Annotated in this window: 12 protein-coding genes; 1 reads left to right on the top strand and 11 read right to left on the bottom strand. The window is 63.4% G+C overall.

The genetic code is table 11. From position 1 onward, the window contains the following. Positions 1-12: 12 nt before the first annotated feature. From mazG to cysM, 4 genes are all read right to left on the bottom strand, one after another. Complete coding sequence (gene mazG, locus IE125_RS01095) at positions 13-870, bottom strand: nucleoside triphosphate pyrophosphohydrolase (protein WP_229808859.1); 858 nt, start codon at positions 868-870, stop codon at positions 13-15. Between the two features lie 96 nt (positions 871-966). Then, positions 967-3,213, bottom strand: coding sequence for a GTP diphosphokinase (gene relA, locus IE125_RS01090; protein WP_189442747.1), 2,247 nt, complete (start codon positions 3,211-3,213; stop codon positions 967-969). A 2-nt stretch (positions 3,214-3,215) separates the two neighbouring features. Next, positions 3,216-4,667, bottom strand: coding sequence for a class I SAM-dependent RNA methyltransferase family protein (locus tag IE125_RS01085; protein WP_189442746.1), 1,452 nt, complete (start codon positions 4,665-4,667; stop codon positions 3,216-3,218). A gap of 2 nt (positions 4,668-4,669) precedes the next feature. Next, positions 4,670-5,566 (bottom strand): cysteine synthase CysM, encoded by an 897-nt coding sequence (cysM, locus tag IE125_RS01080; RefSeq protein ID WP_189442745.1) that lies wholly within the window; start codon positions 5,564-5,566, stop codon positions 4,670-4,672. Positions 5,567-5,869: 303 nt separating this feature from the next. Between cysM and IE125_RS01075 the strand changes: the two genes are divergently transcribed. Next, a complete protein-coding gene (locus tag IE125_RS01075; RefSeq protein ID WP_189442744.1) occupies positions 5,870-8,350 on the top strand; it encodes a response regulator in 2,481 nt (826 codons plus the stop codon). Positions 8,351-8,368: 18 nt separating this feature from the next. Here the strand turns inward: IE125_RS01075 and pdxJ are convergent, their stop codons facing one another. The 7 genes from pdxJ to IE125_RS01040 all read right to left on the bottom strand — a co-directional run bounded on the left by pdxJ (position 8,369) and on the right by IE125_RS01040 (position 15,990). Beyond that, the gene (pdxJ, locus tag IE125_RS01070) at positions 8,369-9,151 is read right to left on the bottom strand and encodes a pyridoxine 5'-phosphate synthase (protein ID WP_189442743.1); all 783 of its coding nucleotides are present in this window, start codon (positions 9,149-9,151) and stop codon (positions 8,369-8,371) included. A gap of 49 nt (positions 9,152-9,200) precedes the next feature. Beyond that, on the bottom strand, positions 9,201-9,908 hold the full coding sequence (gene recO, locus IE125_RS01065) for a DNA repair protein RecO (RefSeq protein ID WP_189442742.1): 708 nt from the start codon (positions 9,906-9,908) through the stop codon (positions 9,201-9,203). Positions 9,909-9,950: 42 nt separating this feature from the next. Then, positions 9,951-10,850 carry a GTPase Era gene (era, locus tag IE125_RS01060; RefSeq protein ID WP_189442741.1) on the bottom strand — a complete coding sequence of 300 codons (900 nt, stop codon included), beginning with the start codon at positions 10,848-10,850 and terminating at the stop codon, positions 9,951-9,953. Then, a complete protein-coding gene (rnc, locus tag IE125_RS01055; RefSeq protein ID WP_189442740.1) occupies positions 10,847-11,542 on the bottom strand; it encodes a ribonuclease III in 696 nt (231 codons plus the stop codon). Before rnc ends, era begins: the two co-directional genes overlap by 4 nt. Positions 11,543-11,712: 170 nt before the next feature. Further along, entirely contained in the window at positions 11,713-12,513 is an 801-nt protein-coding gene (gene lepB / locus IE125_RS01050) for a signal peptidase I (RefSeq protein ID WP_189442739.1), read from the bottom strand. A 12-nt stretch (positions 12,514-12,525) separates the two neighbouring features. Beyond that, positions 12,526-14,343: a translation elongation factor 4 gene (lepA, locus tag IE125_RS01045; protein ID WP_189442738.1), complete on the bottom strand. Its 1,818-nt coding sequence runs from the start codon at positions 14,341-14,343 to the stop codon at positions 12,526-12,528. A gap of 219 nt (positions 14,344-14,562) precedes the next feature. Beyond that, a complete protein-coding gene (locus IE125_RS01040) occupies positions 14,563-15,990 on the bottom strand; it encodes a DegQ family serine endoprotease (RefSeq protein WP_189442737.1) in 1,428 nt (475 codons plus the stop codon). Between the last annotated feature and the right edge of the window lie 475 nt (positions 15,991-16,465).

Genomic DNA, 16,465 nt, shown 5'->3' with positions numbered 1-16,465 from the left:
AGCGGCAGTGGCTCACTCGCGGCGCTTGGCTTCCTGCCAGTGTCTTTCCATCTCCTCGAGCGACGCCTCGGTCATCGTGGCGCCGGACGCGCTCAGCGCGCGCTCGACATGGCGAAAACGCGTCTCGAAGCGCGCGTTGGTCTCGCGCAGCTGCTGCTCCGGGTCACAGCCCAGCCGGCGCGCAAGATTGACGGTGGCGAAGAGTAGATCGCCCACCTCCGAGCGGGCGTGCTCACGATCACCCGCCGCCAGGGCCGCCTCTACCTCGCCGAGCTCTTCATGGATCTTGTCGAGAACACCGCGTTCATCGGGCCAGTCGAAGCCCTCACCGGCGGCACGCTTGCTCAGTTTGGCCGCGCGCGACAGCGCCGGCATCGCTCTCGGCACGTCATCCAGTGCCGAAACGGAGGCAACGCCTTCAGCGCGGGTCGCGCGTTCTTCCGCTTTCAATGCCTCCCAGCGCGCCTTGATCTCTGACTCTGGCAGTTCGCCGTCGTGGCGTCGAGAAGCCAGCGTGCCGTCCGGGAAGACGTGCGGATGGCGGCGCAGCATCTTGGCCGTCAGGGTGTGCACGACATCGGCGAAATCGAAACGTCCCTCCTCGGCACCGAACTGACTGTAGTAGACGACCTGAAACAGCAGATCGCCGAGTTCACCGGGCAATTCATCGAAGGCACGCCGCTCGATGGCATCGGCGACCTCGTAGGCCTCTTCGAGCGTGTGCGGCACGATCGTCTCCCAGTGCTGCTTGATGTCCCATGGACATCCGGCTTCTGGGTCCCGCAGCACGCGCATCAACGTCAGCAGGTCATCGAGATCGTGGCGAGTCTCTGAAGCGTCGCGAGACATCGGTTCACTGGCGGATGACATGGAGGCTCCTTTTGTAGGCGTCTAGGCGTCACGGCGAGAGTCGGGTGCCCGAAATGGCCGTCAGGACACCCGGGAAAATCGATGCGGACTCAGGACTCAACCCTGGCCCTGGCGCAGCCGCTTCACGTCGATCACGTTAGGCAGCTGCTGAATGCGGGAGAAGATGCGCTCGAGCGCCTCCAGCCCCTCGACCTCGAGATTGATGCGCATCCGGGCGATGTTGTCGTGCTTGTCGGTCGCGGTATTGACCGAATTGACATTGACCCGGTCGCTCGAGAGCACGTGCGTGACATCCCGCAGTAATCCCGAACGGTCCCAGGCTTCGATCTCGATATCGACCGGATACTGGGCGTGCGCCTTCTGCCCCCAGCTGACATCGACGATCCGCCTCGGCTCTTCGCGTCGCAGCGTCAGTACATTGGGGCAGTCCTGACGATGCACGGTGACGCCGCGCCCCTGCGTGATGTAGCCGATGATCTGGTCGCCCGGCACCGGATGGCAGCAGTTGGCCATCGCCGTTTTCAAGTTACCGACGCCGAGCACCGTAATACCGTCGTTCGACTCCCGCGGGTGATGGCGCTTGGGCTTGGTCAGCAGGCGATCGAGCTGCTCCTGATCGTCGGTTTCACCGAAGAGCTGCTGAGCCTGATGCAGCACCTGCCCGATCCGCAGATCGCCTGCGCCGATCGCGGCGTACATGTCCTCGGCGCTGGCATAGTTGACGGCCTCGGCGAGACGGACCAGGTCGACGCCTTCGATATCGAGCCGGCGAAACTCACGATCGAAGATGCCCTTGCCTTCGTCCAGGTTCTGGTCGCGCGCCTGCTGCTTGAACCAGGCCTGAATCTTGGCGCGCGCGCGGGACGTGCGCACGTAGCCGAGATTGGGGTTGAGCCAGTCGCGGCTCGGTGCGCTCTTGGTCGCGGTCAGTATCTCGACCTGTTGCCCGGTGCTCAGCAGATAGGTCAGCGGCACGATGCGGCCGTCGACCTTGGCACCGCGGCAGCGATGCCCGATCTCGGTATGCACCCGATAGGCAAAGTCGATCGGCGTGGCGACCTGAGGCATGTCGATCACGTGCCCGTCCGGCGTGAACACGTAGATGCGATCCGGCGCGACGTCGCTGACCAGCCCCTCGCGAAAATCGCCGACGTCGCCGACCTCTTCCTGCCATTCGAGCACCTGGCGCAGCCACGCGATCTTCTCCTCGTAGCTGCGGCTCTTGGGATCGAGATCAGTGCCCTTGTAGCGCCAGTGCGCGCAGACGCCGAGCTCCGCCTCCTCGTGCATGGCAAAGGTCCGGACCTGAATCTCCAGAACCTTGCTCTCCGGGCCGATGACTGCCGTGTGCAGCGACTGATAGCCGTTCTTCTTCGGGTTGGCGATGTAGTCGTCGAATTCGTTGGGAACGTGATGCCAGCGCGAATGCACCACGCCGAGCGTGGTGTAGCAGTCCGCGATCTCGGGGACCAGAATACGCACCGCGCGAACGTCGTAGACCTGCGAGAAATCGATCTGCTTGCGCTGCATCTTGCGCCAGATCGAATAGATATGTTTCGCGCGTCCGTCGACCTGGTAGCGCATGATGCCTTGACGCTCGAGCAGGCCTTCCAGCGTATCCACCACATCGTGGATATAACGGTCGCGGTCGAGACGCTTCTCCGCCAGCTGCTTGGCGATCGACTTGTACTCCTGCTCGTGCAGATAGCGAAAGGCGAGATCCTCGAGTTCCCACTTGATCTGCCCGATGCCCAGCCGATGCGCCAGCGGTGCATAGATATCGAACACCTCGCGCGCGACACGCAGGCGCTTCTCCCGCGAGGCATCCTTGACCTGGCGCAGCATGCAGGTGCGCTCGGCGATCTTGATCAACGCCACGCGAACGTCGTCGACCATGGTCACCAGCATCTTGCGCAGGTTTTCCTGCTGGTTGTGCTGCGAAAAGCCGTTCTTGGGGGCCTGAAGCTGGCTGATCGCCGCCATGCTGAGCACGCCCTCGACCAGCTTGGCCACTTCGTCGCCCATTTGCTTGGCAACGCTTTCCAGGCTGAGCAGACCGCGGCGCACGCTGCGATAGAGTACCGCTGCCTCGAGCGTCGGCTGATCGAGCTTGAGCTGGCTGAGAATGTCCGCCATGTCCAGCCCCGTGAGCAGCGTCTGGTCGGGCAGTGCCTCGATGACGCCGGGGGCCTCCCGCTCGCCGGCGCGATGCGCCAGGTCGCAGGCCAGCCGCATACGCGCGGGATCGCTCAATTCCACTTGCGTCTGCAGTCGCTCCAGCCAGCGGGTCAGATCCACGCCATCCGGCCCCAGTTCGGGCTGGTCTTCTCGTACCTTGACCATGCTTAGCGCCTATCTCTTCTTGTCGCGGCGGAATCGCGCCCACCGACCGCTGTGGCCGTGCCACGGGAAAACAACACCATGGACTCGAGGTGGGCGGTATGGGGAAACATGTCGGCGATCGCCAGACGCTCGAGACAAAAACCGTTCTCCCGCAGATGGGCGGCATCGCGTGCCAGCGACGCCGGATCACAGGAGACGTAGAGCACCCGAGATGCCGCGCTCGCACCCAGGCGGCGACAGATAGCATCGGCGCCGTCACGCGGCGGGTCCAGCACAACCACATCGTGCTCGGCAAGCCACGTCTCGAGCAGGCCATCAACAGTCGAAAGATCGGCCTGTCGGGCCTCGACGGTTTCGAACCCGTTGCATCGCGCGTTGTCGTTCAGGCGTTCTACCATTGCCTGACTGCCCTCGACAGCGGTCACGCGGTCGACGTCAGGCGCGAGCGACAGCGCAAAGTTGCCGATGCCTGCGAACAGATCGAGAAGCCGTTCACTGGCATCGAGCTCAAGCCACTCCCGCGCACGATCGATGAGCTGCTGATTGATCTCGGCGTTGACCTGGAGGAAATCTCCGGGCTCGAAGCCGAGAGAAATCGGCTGCCCACCGGCGTCGACCCGCGTGGTCAACGATGCTGGCGCAGCGCCAGGACCGCCCAGCCATCGTAGCACCGGCGCTTCACGCCCTTCACGCAGCGCCAGCGCCAGCCGCTCGCGCGTGGCGAATTCGGCCCAGCGTCGGGCGTCTTCGGGAACGCTGCGCAACTGCCGCACGATCACGTGTGCAGCGCCGTCGTCACCGGCCAGCAGCTCGATATGGCCGACATGACGCGGCGCCGCGAGCGACTGGAGCTGCCGCCGTAACGGCTGCAGCAGCGCCGCCAGTGAGGGCGCCAGCACGTAGCAGCTATCGATATCGATCAACTGATCGCTGCCACGGACGCGAAAACCGAGGTGGACCTCGCCGTCTCGCGACACCTTGACCCCTAGCCGGGCGCGTCGACGGTAACCCGCGTCACGGCCACTGAGCAGATCGACCGTGCGCGGTGGTTCGATTCCCTGACGCGCCAGCAGCTCGGTCAACACCTGGCGCTTGTGATCGCGCTGCGCCTCGATGGCCATGTGCTGTAGATCGCAGCCGCCGCAGCGCTCGTAGTGCTCGCACGGGGGCGTCACCCGCGTTGCGGCGTCAATCAGGCGCCGGCGAACGTGCGCCTCATCGAAGCGCCGTCGTTCGCGATGCACGGCAATCTCGACCTGCTCCCCCGGTAGCGCACGATCGACGAAGACCGTCTTGCCGACCACGCTGCGAGTCACGCCTCGCCCGTCGTGGGCGAGGCGTTCGATCACCAGCGCGCCCGGCGTGATCGCCTGAGGCAGCGGCGATTCGGCACCCTGCGAGCCCTGAGCACGTGCGCGGGTCGAGGGCGTCCGGCGTTTACCCAGCATCGCCATGATCAGGCGTCCGGTGCGTAAAGGCCGGTGGAGAGATAACGATCCCCCCGATCGCAGACGATGAACACGATCACCGCATTGTCGACCTCCTCGGCAATCCGCAACGCACCCGCCAGCGCACCACCGGAAGAGACGCCGGCCAGAATGCCCTCCTCGCGTGCCAGTCGGCGCATGTGCTCCTCGGCTTCCTGCTGACCGATATCCAGCACGGTGTCGACGCGCGCCGGCTCGAAGATGTCAGGCAGGTAGGCTTCCGGCCAGCGGCGGATACCGGCAATGCTGGCGCCGTCGGCTGGCTGCAGGCCGACGATCTGAATCGAAGGGTTACGCTCTTTCAGGTAGCGGGAAGTGCCCATGATCGTGCCCGTGGTGCCCATGGCGCTGACGAAATGGGTGATGCGCCCCGCCGTCTGCTCCCATAGCTCCGGCCCGGTCGTTCGATAGTGCGCCAGAGGATTGTCCGGGTTGGCGAACTGGTTGAGCGGCTTGCCTTCGCCGCGTCCGATCATCTCGTCGGCAAGATCGCGAGCACCTTCCATGCCGGCCTCCTTGCTGACACCGATCAGCTCGGCGCCGTAGGCTGCCATCGCTTGCTTGCGCTCGCTGGAGGCGTTGTCCGGCATGATCAGAATCATGCGGTAACCCATGACCGCTGCCGCCATCGCGAGCGCGATGCCGGTGTTACCGGAGGTCGCTTCGATCAGCGTATCGCCGGGCGCGATATCGCCGCGCGCTTCGGCTTCGCGCAGCATCGAAAGCGCGGGACGATCCTTGACCGAGCCCGCCGGATTGTTGCCCTCCAGCTTGGCGAGGATCGTGTTGTCACGCCCGGCGTTGATGCGCGCCAGTCGCACGAGAGGCGTATTGCCGACGGTCTGAGCGAGAGTGGGAAATGCCATCTGCGGATATCCTGATTGCCGTGGCCAGCCAGACCGCTTCGACGGTAGGCCGACGGAACTTCGGGTAATGGCTTTAGTATATCGAACCGCGCGCCCCCGGCGACAGCGCGAGGCGTCCTCGCCACCTATCACTGCGACATAAGTCGATAACCGTCTGTCACGCATTGCGACATTGTCGATCGCGATGTAAGACAAAGACTACGGTTTCGTCAGGAATTGCCGATACAATCAGTTGAATCCAACAATCGTTTCCTGGGCGGGTGCATCGATGTGCTCTTTCAGGCGGGCGCAAGAGTGATCCCGATGGTGGTACGCTGGCTGATCCGAACATCGATGGTAAGCGGCATTGCGCTGATGGGGGTGACCGGGTGGCACGCCTGGCAGCAGCAGGTCGCCAATGATCAGATCCTCGATCGCCGCCTGGAGAGCATCAACCGCGTCTTCACGCCCTCGCTGAGCCAGGCGGTCGAGCAGCGCAACCGGGAGGCCATCGATGAGCTGCTCGCGCGTCTGACACGCGACCCCGCCATCGTCACCGCGACGTTACGCAATGCCGACGGAGAGGTACTCAACTCCTCCGGTGACACGGCTTTGCCACCGCCGATGTCGCTGTCGAACGAGCTGTCGATTTCTACCACCGGCGATCTTCGCCGCTGGGTACAGCCGCTCTCCGCCTCGATGCTCGCGGCAACGATCGACCCCGTCTGGCTCGATCTGGCACTGGACTCGAGCCAGGCGCGCGCCGAACCCACCCGCTGGCCGGATCGCGTGGCGTTTCTGCTGTCGCTGCTGTTGCTGGCTGTCGCGGCGCTGGCGGCCAAGGTTCAGCGCCGTCGCGCGCGTGACAACCTTGCCGCCGACCGTGACGTCTCGGCCGCGCATGAGCCTCCCCCGTCCGATCGCCAGCTTCGCCACGCCAGCCACGAGCTGCGCGCGCCGATTTCCGGACTGCTCGGGTTCTGCCGCCTGCTCGAAAACAGTCCGCTCGACGTGCAGCAGCGGGACTGGCTGCGCCAGATACATCTGGCGTCCAGCGGCCTGCTGGATACCGTCGACGAGGTGCTGGGAGATCGACGACGGGATCGCGCCTGCCAGACCTTCGATATCGCCGAGCTGCTGTGGCAACTCCTGTGCCTGCAGGCGCCGCTGGCTCACGCCAGGAACCTGACGCTGGTCACCGTCGTCTACGACGACGTGCCGCCGCGACTGACCGGCCCGCAGGGCAGCGTGCGCCAGCTGCTGATGAACCTGATCAATAACGCGGTCAAATACAGCGAAGACGGCGACGTCGTCGTGCGGGTCGTGCTCGAGTCTCGCGGTGAAGAGAGCGTCCGACTGCGGCTGAGCGTCAGCGATGAGGGCACGGTAGGCGGGGGCGAAGACCGCCAGCGACTGGCGCGGGCACTGGCGGCACCTGACGACACGGACGGCCACGATGCCGAAGCGGGCGTCGGCATCGCCATCTGTCGGCACCTGGTCAGCGAACTCGGCGGGTCCCTCGCCCTCAGTCCCCGCCCCGAAAAGGGCACCACGATCGTCGCGACGATCGAACTCCAGGCCAGCCCGCCCTTCGTGCGCCCTGCCGAGTTCGATCTCGAGGGCGCCGAAATCGCTCTGTGGCAACCTCATGCGCGTCTGGCCCACCTGATCGACTACGCACTGAAACGCTGGAACGCCCGTCCGCGACAGCTGACCGAGCCCAACTCCGTGCTCTCGCTGGGTAGCCGGGAATCGCTGGCCATCATCGGTATTGGCCACGATGACCTGGCGCCGCAGAACAGCACGGTCTGGCAACGGCGCTTCGATGACATGAGCAGCCCTTGCCTGCTGCTGGTCAACGCCTCGCCGACGCAGGCTCTCGATTGGCGGCTTCCGGCCGGGAGTGAAGTGGTCCGGCTGCCCATGTCGCGCTATATCTTCGGCAAGACACTGGCCAAGATGCTGGCGCAGGAGCGTCGCGCCGCCAGCCCGCCCAGACCTCGGGTCCTGGTGGTCGATGACGACGAGATATCGCAGCACTATCTCGATTCACTGCTCTCGATCGCCGATATCGATGCCCGTGTCGCGGGCAGTGCCGTGGAAGCGGAGGCACTCGCCCGGGAAGGCGACGTCGACCTCGTTTTCATGGACCTGAACCTGCCGGATGCCAACGGTTTCGACGTCGTCTCGCGACTGCGAGGCCTCGGCGGCCGCTGGCGCCAGATTCCCGTTTTCGCCATGACGGCCGCGCCAGGAGCTCACCAGCATCGCTCACTTGCCGAGCACGGTATCGAGGAGCTGCTGGCCAAACCGCTCTCGGAACCGACACTGGCCTCGATTCTGAGGCGCCACCTGCCTGAAACCCAGGCCGAGAACATCGCCTCGCCCCCCTTCGAGATGGCGCGCCTCGAGGCGCTGGACACGGCAGCGGTACCCAATCACGGCGACCTGCCGGTCGTGGACCGACAGGCATCTCGGAAGGTGACTGGGGACCGAGAGGCGCTGGCCGAGGAGATGCGCAATCTGTTGATTGCGGAGCTGCCGAACTCTCGTCGTCAGCTCTATGCTGCCTGGCAGCGACGCGATCGCGAGGCGCTGCAGAATGCCGTTCATCAGCTTCATGGCGGATGCCGATACTGCGGCGTACCTCAGCTGACGGCAGCCTGCGAGACCCTGGAAAGGTTCTGTCAGACGGCGGGTGCGGACGCCGGCATGTCGACGTGCCGTGAGCCGTTGAGAGACGTGATCTCGGCCTGTGACCGCCTGCTGGCCTGGGCGGAGGATCGCCTGATCACCGAAACCTGACGCGCTCGTCGAACGCGATCAGTGGTCGTGGTCGTGATCAAACGTCTCGATCTGTGCCAGTAGCCCGGACTCCTGCCCGGCGATCATCAATCGCTTCATCTCTACGACCGCCTCCTTAAGCCCGACGAAAAGCGCTCTGGCGATGATACCGTGACCGATGTTGAGTTCATGAAGCCCCGGAATCGCCGCGACCGCTTCGACGTTATGGTAATGCAGGCCATGGCCTGCGTTGACGACGAGGCCCAGCTCGGCGGCAAACTCCGCCGCTGCCGCCAGGCGCTCGTACTCGACGTCTTGATCGCTGCCTGTCGCCTCCGCGAAGGCCCCTGTGTGCAGTTCGACGACCGGCGCACCGGCCTCGAACGCGGCCTGAATCTGGGCGGGCTCGGGGTCGATGAACAGCGACACGCGGCTTCCCGCTGCCGCCAACCGCCTGCAGGCCTCGGCGATCGCCTCGCGGCCGGCAATGACGTCGAGCCCGCCCTCGGTGGTCAGCTCCTCGCGTTTTTCCGGTACCAGACAGACGTCGGCGGGCCTGACGCGCTCGGCCAGTGCGATCATCTCCTCGGTGACCGCCATCTCCAGGTTCATGCGCGTGTTCAGCACCGCGGCGATCAGCTCCACATCGCGCTCCTGGATATGTCGCCGATCCTCGCGCAGGTGCAGCGTGATCCCGTCGGCCCCGGCCTCTTCGGCAAGCAGCGCCGCCTGGACCGGATCGGGATAGCGCGTGCCGCGCGCCTGGCGGAGCGTGGCGACGTGATCGATGTTGACGCCCAGCTGAATTCGGGTCGCGATCATGTTTCGGGTCCTTTTGAAATATATTGACGGTACGTGGCGGATTGACAGCTCAGCGCTCACCATGGCGTCGGGCGGCGAGGCGCTGCATCAACTCGCGCGAACGTAGCGGCTGCGATCCGATCAGTGGCGCCAACGCGGCGCGGGTCAGCGCCTTGCTCAGGCCGGCAAGCCCCGGAGAGTCCCAGTCGCCTCGGGCCAACAGCTTGAGGCTGCGACCATCCCACCCGGGTAGATCAGCCGCGACGGCCTGGAAGCGCCGTGGCGCCGCCAGGTAACCGTAATGGGCGCTCGGGTCGAGCGGTCGGTCATGTGTGTCGAGAAAGACCGGTTCGGCATCCAGCGCTTCCAGCAAAGTGATCTCGAGACGCCGCAGCGTCGGCGCGCGGAGTGCCGGCCGGGTCAGCCGCTCGATCGCCCAGGCGTAAATGGCGAAAAGCTCGCTCACGGGTAGACCGACCGGCAGGGCTCGCGTCATCAGCTCATTGGCGTAGAGACCGCAGAGCAGCCCTTCGCCGGCCAGTAACACGGCACTCTGCGTCGTCTCCATCATGCGCAGACGCTTGAGGTCGCCCTCTCCCACCCAGGTCAAATGCAGCGGCGAGAAGGGCTGCAACTTGCTGCGCGACTTGCTGCCCGAGCGCTGGACGCCCTGGGCCACGGCCCGGATGTGGCCGTGCTCGAGCGTGATCACGTCGACCAGGGCACTGGTCTCGCGATAGGGGCGTCGGTGCAGAAGATAGGCCGGCTGCGGTTGCATCAGGTTGGACTCGATTCGCTCAGCGGGCGTGAATCATCGGCATCATTCGAGGTCGTAACCGAGACTCTTGAGCGCGCGGTCGTCATCGGACCAGCCGCGCTTCACCTTGACCCACAGATTGAGCATCACTTTGCTGTCGAAGGCCCGCTCCATCTCCTGGCGCGCCTCGATGCCGATCTTCTTGATCCGGTCGCCCTTGTCACCGATCAGGATCTTCTTCTGGCCCTGACGCTCGACGAGCATCAGCGCGCTGATGTGAATCACCTTGCCCTCGTCGCGAAACTCCTCGATCTCGACCGTCATCTGGTACGGCAGCTCGTCGCCGAGCTGACGCATGACCTTCTCGCGCACCAGCTCCGCGGCCAGAAACCGCTGGCTCTTGTCGGTGATCTGATCGTCGGGGAAGTAGTGCACGCTTTCCGGCAGATGCTTGGCCACTTCCTGCTCGAGTTCCGGCACATTGGTACCGTGCTTGGCAGAGATCGGCAGGATGGCGGCAAAATCACGCCTGGCAGAAAGCGACTCCAGCCACGGCAGCAGCGTAGCCTTGTCCTCGAGCCAGTCGACCTTGTTCACCGCCAGGATGACGGGCGCTTCGACGTGAACGAGCTTGTCGAGCACGATCTGGTCTTCCTCGGTCCAGCGCGTGCGATCGACGAGAAACACCACGCAATCGACATCCCGCAGCGCCTGAGACGCGGCCTGATTCATGAACCGGTTGATCGCCTTGTTGCGATCCCGGCTCTCGATGTGCATGCCGGGCGTATCGACGTAGATGAACTGATTCTCGTCGTCCGTCTTGATCCCCATGATCTGGTGACGTGTCGTCTGCGGCCGCCGGGATGTGATCGAGATCTTCTGCCCGAGAATGCGGTTCATGAGCGTCGACTTGCCCACATTGGGCCGCCCGACGATGGCGACGAAACCACAACGTTGTGTCATCCGCGCTTGCCCTTCGATGGTTCGATTTTGGCCAATGCCAGTTCTGCCGCCTGCTGCTCGGCAATGCGCCGGCTGGCGCCTTCCCCCAGTGTGGGCTCGTCACCCAGCATCGCGACATGGCACTCGACACTGAAGGTCTGTGCATGAGCCTCGCCTTCGATGGAGATCACCTCGTAGCGCGGCAGTGCCTGCTGGCGCGATTGCAGGAACTCCTGCAGCCGCGTTTTCGGGTCCTTCTGCGTGTTGTGCAGATCGATCGATTCGAGACGGGTACCGAACCACGCCAGCACCCGGCTACGCGCCACGTCCATGCCGGCATCCAGGTAGATCGCCCCGATCACGGCCTCGAGCGCATCGGCCAGAATCGAATCACGACGATGCCCGCCGCTCTTCATCTCGCCGGAGCCCAGACGCAGACACTCGCCCAGCTCGAACTCGCGCGCCACCACGGCCAGCGTCTGCCCCTTGACCAGCCCGGCGCGGAGCCGCGAGAGCTGGCCTTCGCGAGCCACCGGGAACCGCTTGAACAGCGCTTCACCGATGACGAAGTTGACGATCGAGTCGCCGAGGAACTCGAGTCGCTCGTTGTTGGAGCCACCGACGCTACGGTGGGTCAGGGCAAGTTCCAGCAGGCTGGCATCGCGAAATTCATGCCCGATACGCCGACTGAAGCCCAGTAGAGGATCACTCACGTCATTCCCATTGATCGTTATGTTCGATTCTATTGTATAAGGCTTTACCGAAACACGGCGGACGCGGGTGAACCCGACGCCCGCCGTGGGATAGGCCATAATGGCCCTGTCCAGTAAGGCGCCGCCGGGTCAAGCCCTGCGCGCCTTCCTGACGAGGCCGGTGTCGAAACTCAGTCTATCTGGCGTACCGTGCTGAAGCTAGGCAGCCCACCGTCCCAATGCATCCAGACCGCGAACGCCTTGCCGACGATATTCTTCTCCGGCACGAAGCCCCAGTAGCGGCTGTCGTTGGAGTGATCGCGGTTGTCGCCCATCATGAAATATTCATGATCGGGCACGACGATCTCTCGCATCTGCGGTCCCGGGCTCTGCGGATTGTTGAAGATATGATGCGTGACGTCACCGAGCTGCTCGTCGAAGAGCTCCTCTTCCGGCGCCTCGGCGGGGCTGTCGTCGATCATCGATTTCGGCACCGGCTTGCCGTTGACGTAGAGCTGCTTGTTCTCGTAACGGATGTGATCTCCCGGCAGACCGATGACACGCTTGATGAAATTGACCGACGGATCGCGCGGGAAACGAAAGACCATGACGTCACCTCGTTCGGGCTTGCCCACATCCGCAATCTCGGTATTGGTGACCGGCAGGCGCAGGCCGTAAGCAAACTTGTTCACCAGGATGAAATCGCCTACTTCAAGCGTTGGCCGCATGGAGCCGGAGGGAATCTGGAACGGCTCGATAACGAAGCTGCGCAGGATCAATACCACCAGCAGCACGGGGAAAAAGGAGCGCGCGTAATCGACCGGCCAGGGATCCTTGTAGGTCGACGATTTGGCCGCCGCCGCGTCCTCGCCCCGAGACTCGGCGGCGGCGCGCTGGCGTTGACGACGGCCGCGGCGCCAGAACAGGCTGTCGAGTAACCAGACAAGCCCCGTGATGGCAACTGCCAACACCAGTAACAATGAAAAATCCATCGGACGTAGTTCCTACTCGTTCACTTTGAGGACGGCCAGAAACGCATCCTGGGGAATCTCGACACGCCCCACCTGCTTCATGCGCTTCTTGCCGGCTTTCTGCTTCTCCAGCAGTTTCTTCTTGCGGGTCACGTCGCCGCCGTAGCACTTGGCGGTCACGTTCTTGCGCAGTGCCTTGACCGTGGAGCGCGCCACGACATGGCCGCCTATCGCTGCCTGGACGGCCACGTCGAACATCTGGCGGGGAATCAGCTCTTTCATCTTCTCGACCAGGATGCGTCCTCGCGAATGCGCGTGGTCGCGGTGGATGATCAGCGCCAGCGCATCGACCCGGTCACCGTTGATGAGAATATCGAGCCGCACCAGCTTGGCCGCCTCGAAGCGCTCGAAGCTGTAGTCGAGCGAGGCATACCCCTTGGAGATCGACTTGAGACGGTCGAAGAAATCCATCACCACTTCGGCCATCGGCAGCTCGTAGACCAGCTGCATCTGGTTGCCGAGCACCTGCATGTCGAGCTGCACGCCACGACGGTTGACGCACTCGCTGATGACGTTGCCGACGAACTCCTGGGGCACCAGGATATTGGCGCGCACGATCGGCTCGCGCATCTCGTCGACGTTGGCGAAATCCGGCAGCTTCGACGGGTTCGAGATGTAGCGTACCTCGCCATCGTCCATCAGCAGCTCGTAGATGACGGTCGGCGCCGTGGTCAGCAGATCGAGATCGTACTCACGCTCCAGACGCTCCTGGATGATCTCCATGTGCAGCGTGCCCAGGAAGCCGACCCGGAAGCCGAACCCGAGGGCGTCGGAGTTCTCCGGCACGTAATCGAGCGAGGCGTCGTTGAGTGCCAGCTTCTCGAGGGCGTCGCGAAAGTCCTCGTAGTCGTCGGAGCTGACCGGGAACATGCCGGCGTAGACTTGCGGCTTGACCTTCTGGAACCCGGGCAGGCGAGCGACATCCTTGGTCTTGGCGTGAGTGATGGTATCGCCCACCGGCGCGCCGTGAATGTCCTTGATGCCGGCGATCACGAAGCCGACTTCCCCCGCCCGCAGGATGCCGCTGGAGTGCTGCTTGGGCGTGAAATAACCGATATCGGTCACTTCCCAATCGCGACCCGTCGACTTCATGTGGATCTTGTCGCCCTTCTTGAGCGTACCGTCGAAAAGCCTTACCAGGGAGACAACGCCTTGGTAGTTGTCGAACCAGGAGTCGATGATCAGCGCCTGCAGGTTGCCCTCGCGATCGCCCTTGGGCGGCGGAATGTCACGTACCAGTCGCTCGAGCAACTGGTCGATGTTGAGACCGCTCTTGGCCGACACCTGGACGGCATCGTGCGCCTCCAGCCCGATGATCTCCTCGATCTCGTGGGCGACCTTGGCAGGGTCGGCCTGCGGCAGATCCATCTTGTTGAGCACCGGCAGCACTTCCAGATTCTGCTCGATCGCGGTGTAGCAGTTGGCAACCGACTGCGCCTCGACGCCCTGGGCGGCATCGACCACCAGCAGCGCCCCTTCACAGGCATACAGCGAACGCGAGACCTCGTAGGAGAAGTCGACGTGTCCGGGTGTATCGATGAAGTTGAGCTGGTAGGTGTGACCATCCTGCGCCTGGTAATCCAGCGTCACCGACTGCGCCTTGATGGTGATCCCGCGCTCGCGCTCGAGATCCATCGAATCCAGCACCTGCTCTTTCAATTCGCGATCGGTCAACCCGCCGCAGAACTGGATGATGCGATCGGCCAGCGTGGATTTGCCGTGATCGATATGGGCGATGATCGAGAAGTTGCGGATGTACTTCAGTTGCTCGTTGCTTTCAGCGTCTGCCATTGAAACCTTACCGGTCTTAGCGCGCGCCTGATGCCGCTCATGGGACGTGCGGGACCGCGCGGTGGAATGTCGATTGAGGCGCATTGTACCGACATGCCCTGATCATGGACAGCAACGGCGGCGCTCGGCATGCTCAAGATCGAAACAGCCCCGCCGAAGCGGGGCTGCAGGGCGAACCGGAGGGCCGGTTCGTGATGAATTGGCTGTCACGCGAAGCGATCAGTCATCCTTCGCTTTGAGGCGCAGCGCCACGAACAGCGAATTGCCGTCACGCATGATACGCACGGGGATCGCGCGATCCTCGTCGGCGTTCTTGACCGCGTCGATCAGCTGATCGGCGCTGTCGACGGCTTTCTGATCGAAGCTGACGATGACATCGCCCGGCTGAATGCCGGCGGCTGCCGCGGCACCGCGAGGATCGACGCGACGCACCATCACACCGTTGTCGATCTCGAGCTGCTGCTTCTGATCATCGGTCAGATCACTGATCGCGATTCCCAGTTTGCCCTGATCATCGGCCGACGGGCTGGACGGCGATCCATCCGCCTGCAGGTTTTCCGGCCAATCACCGACGGTCACGTCGATACTGCGCTCATCACCGCCGCGCATGACCTTGAGCTTGACATCGTCACCCGGCGCCACTTTACCGATGAGGCGTGGCAGCGTGGTGGAGTCTTCGATCTTGTTGCCATCGGCGCTGATGATGACATCACCCGCCTGAAGGCCAGCTTTCTTGGCCGGGCTGTCGTCGGAGACATCCGAAACCAGCGCGCCGGCGGTGTCATCCAGACCGAACGATTCGGCCAGATCTTTGGAAACCGGCTGAATCACCACGCCAAGCCAACCGCGGCTGACATGACCTTCCGTACGCAGCTGATCGGCCACGTTCATGGCAACACTGATCGGAATGGCAAAGGAGAGCCCCATGAAGCCCCCACTTCGGGTGTAGATCTGCGAGTTGATGCCGACCACCTGACCATCGAGATTGAACAGCGGACCGCCCGAGTTGCCCGGGTTGATCGCCACATCCGTCTGGATGAACGGCACATAGGTATCGCTCGGCAGCGTGCGGTTGATCGCACTGACGATGCCGGCGGTCACCGAGTGGTCGAATCCGAACGGCGAGCCGATCGCCGCCACCCATTCGCCGACTTGCAGGTCATCGGAATCACCGATCTTGAGCGTGGTCAGGTCGTTGGCGTCGACCTTCAGCAGCGCCACATCGGTACGCGGGTCCGAACCGACGAGCTTGGCCGGCAGTTCACGGCGATCGTTGAGGCGCACCATGATCTTGTCGGCATCCTTGACCACATGGGCATTGGTCAAGATGTAGCCGTCCTTGCGGATGACAAAGCCGGAGCCGAGCGACTTGCGCTCCTCGTCGCCACCGGGCATGCCGGGCATTTCCGGCATCTGATCGCCGAAGAAATGCCGAAAGATCTCCGGAATCTGCTGCTGACCGTAAGGGCCGTCAGAGGCACTGACGGTGCTGGTCGTCGAGATGTTGACCACGCCGGGAGCGGCCTGTTTGACCAGTTGGGTAAAGTCCGGCAGATCGCGCGTTTGTGCGGCCTGCGCCGTCTGTACGGCGAACAGCGCGAAGGCCATTAGCAGCCACGGCGCAAACCATCTTGTCATGCGTTCCATTAAACACTCCTGACACCACATGAAGACTCGTGAGAGCCAAACGTTGAGAGATAGGCAGGCAAGGGATAACGCTACCGATTGAACCTTGCCAGGCACCAATGAGCCGCCAGCGCCATTCGACACTTACATGGCGACCACTTTCATTGATACGGAAAAGCCTGAAGAGTTCAACGGAGTGTAAAGATTCTTTGTTGATCATGTCCGTTCACCCCCGCCAGCGCGCGATCAGTGCATTCGGCCGACGCTGAGGCAGCGTGCTCGAGCCAGCACAGGACTATCGGCCGTTACCCGAGAGGCAGCCGCAAGATCACCCATCAAGAATAACCCAGACGTGGCGTGTCAGCGGGGATAGCGGTAGTTGAAAGTCGGCGCGGATCGGCCATTCTGGCTAGCACTGGCTGCGGAGAAGCCATCGGTTCAGGCCTCTGATACGACGGTCCCTGATGCGATGGCCCCTGACGCGAAAAACAGGGAC

It is taken from the genome of Salinicola rhizosphaerae, from assembly GCF_014652715.1.
In the GTDB taxonomy this organism is placed as follows: Bacteria; Pseudomonadota; Gammaproteobacteria; order Pseudomonadales; family Halomonadaceae; genus Salinicola; species Salinicola rhizosphaerae.
Note: the sequence above shows the minus strand (reverse complement) of the source record. Positions and strands in the feature narration are given on the sequence as shown.

Excerpts from the sequence above, each read along its gene's own strand:
- IE125_RS01075 (WP_189442744.1), top strand. The coding sequence starts at position 5,870 with ATGGTGGTACGCTGGCTGATCCGAACATCGATGGTAAGCGGCATTGCG.
- recO (WP_189442742.1), bottom strand. The coding sequence starts at position 9,908 with ATGCAACCGCAGCCGGCCTATCTTCTGCACCGACGCCCCTATCGCGAG.
- IE125_RS01040 (WP_189442737.1), bottom strand. The coding sequence starts at position 15,990 with ATGGAACGCATGACAAGATGGTTTGCGCCGTGGCTGCTAATGGCCTTC.
- cysM (WP_189442745.1), bottom strand. The coding sequence starts at position 5,566 with ATGGCATTTCCCACTCTCGCTCAGACCGTCGGCAATACGCCTCTCGTG.
- mazG (WP_229808859.1), bottom strand. The coding sequence starts at position 870 with ATGTCATCCGCCAGTGAACCGATGTCTCGCGACGCTTCAGAGACTCGC.
- relA (WP_189442747.1), bottom strand. The coding sequence starts at position 3,213 with ATGGTCAAGGTACGAGAAGACCAGCCCGAACTGGGGCCGGATGGCGTG.
- IE125_RS01085 (WP_189442746.1), bottom strand. The coding sequence starts at position 4,667 with ATGGCGATGCTGGGTAAACGCCGGACGCCCTCGACCCGCGCACGTGCT.
- lepB (WP_189442739.1), bottom strand. The coding sequence starts at position 12,513 with ATGGATTTTTCATTGTTACTGGTGTTGGCAGTTGCCATCACGGGGCTT.
- era (WP_189442741.1), bottom strand. The coding sequence starts at position 10,850 with ATGACACAACGTTGTGGTTTCGTCGCCATCGTCGGGCGGCCCAATGTG.
- lepA (WP_189442738.1), bottom strand. The coding sequence starts at position 14,343 with ATGGCAGACGCTGAAAGCAACGAGCAACTGAAGTACATCCGCAACTTC.
- pdxJ (WP_189442743.1), bottom strand. The coding sequence starts at position 9,151 with ATGATCGCGACCCGAATTCAGCTGGGCGTCAACATCGATCACGTCGCC.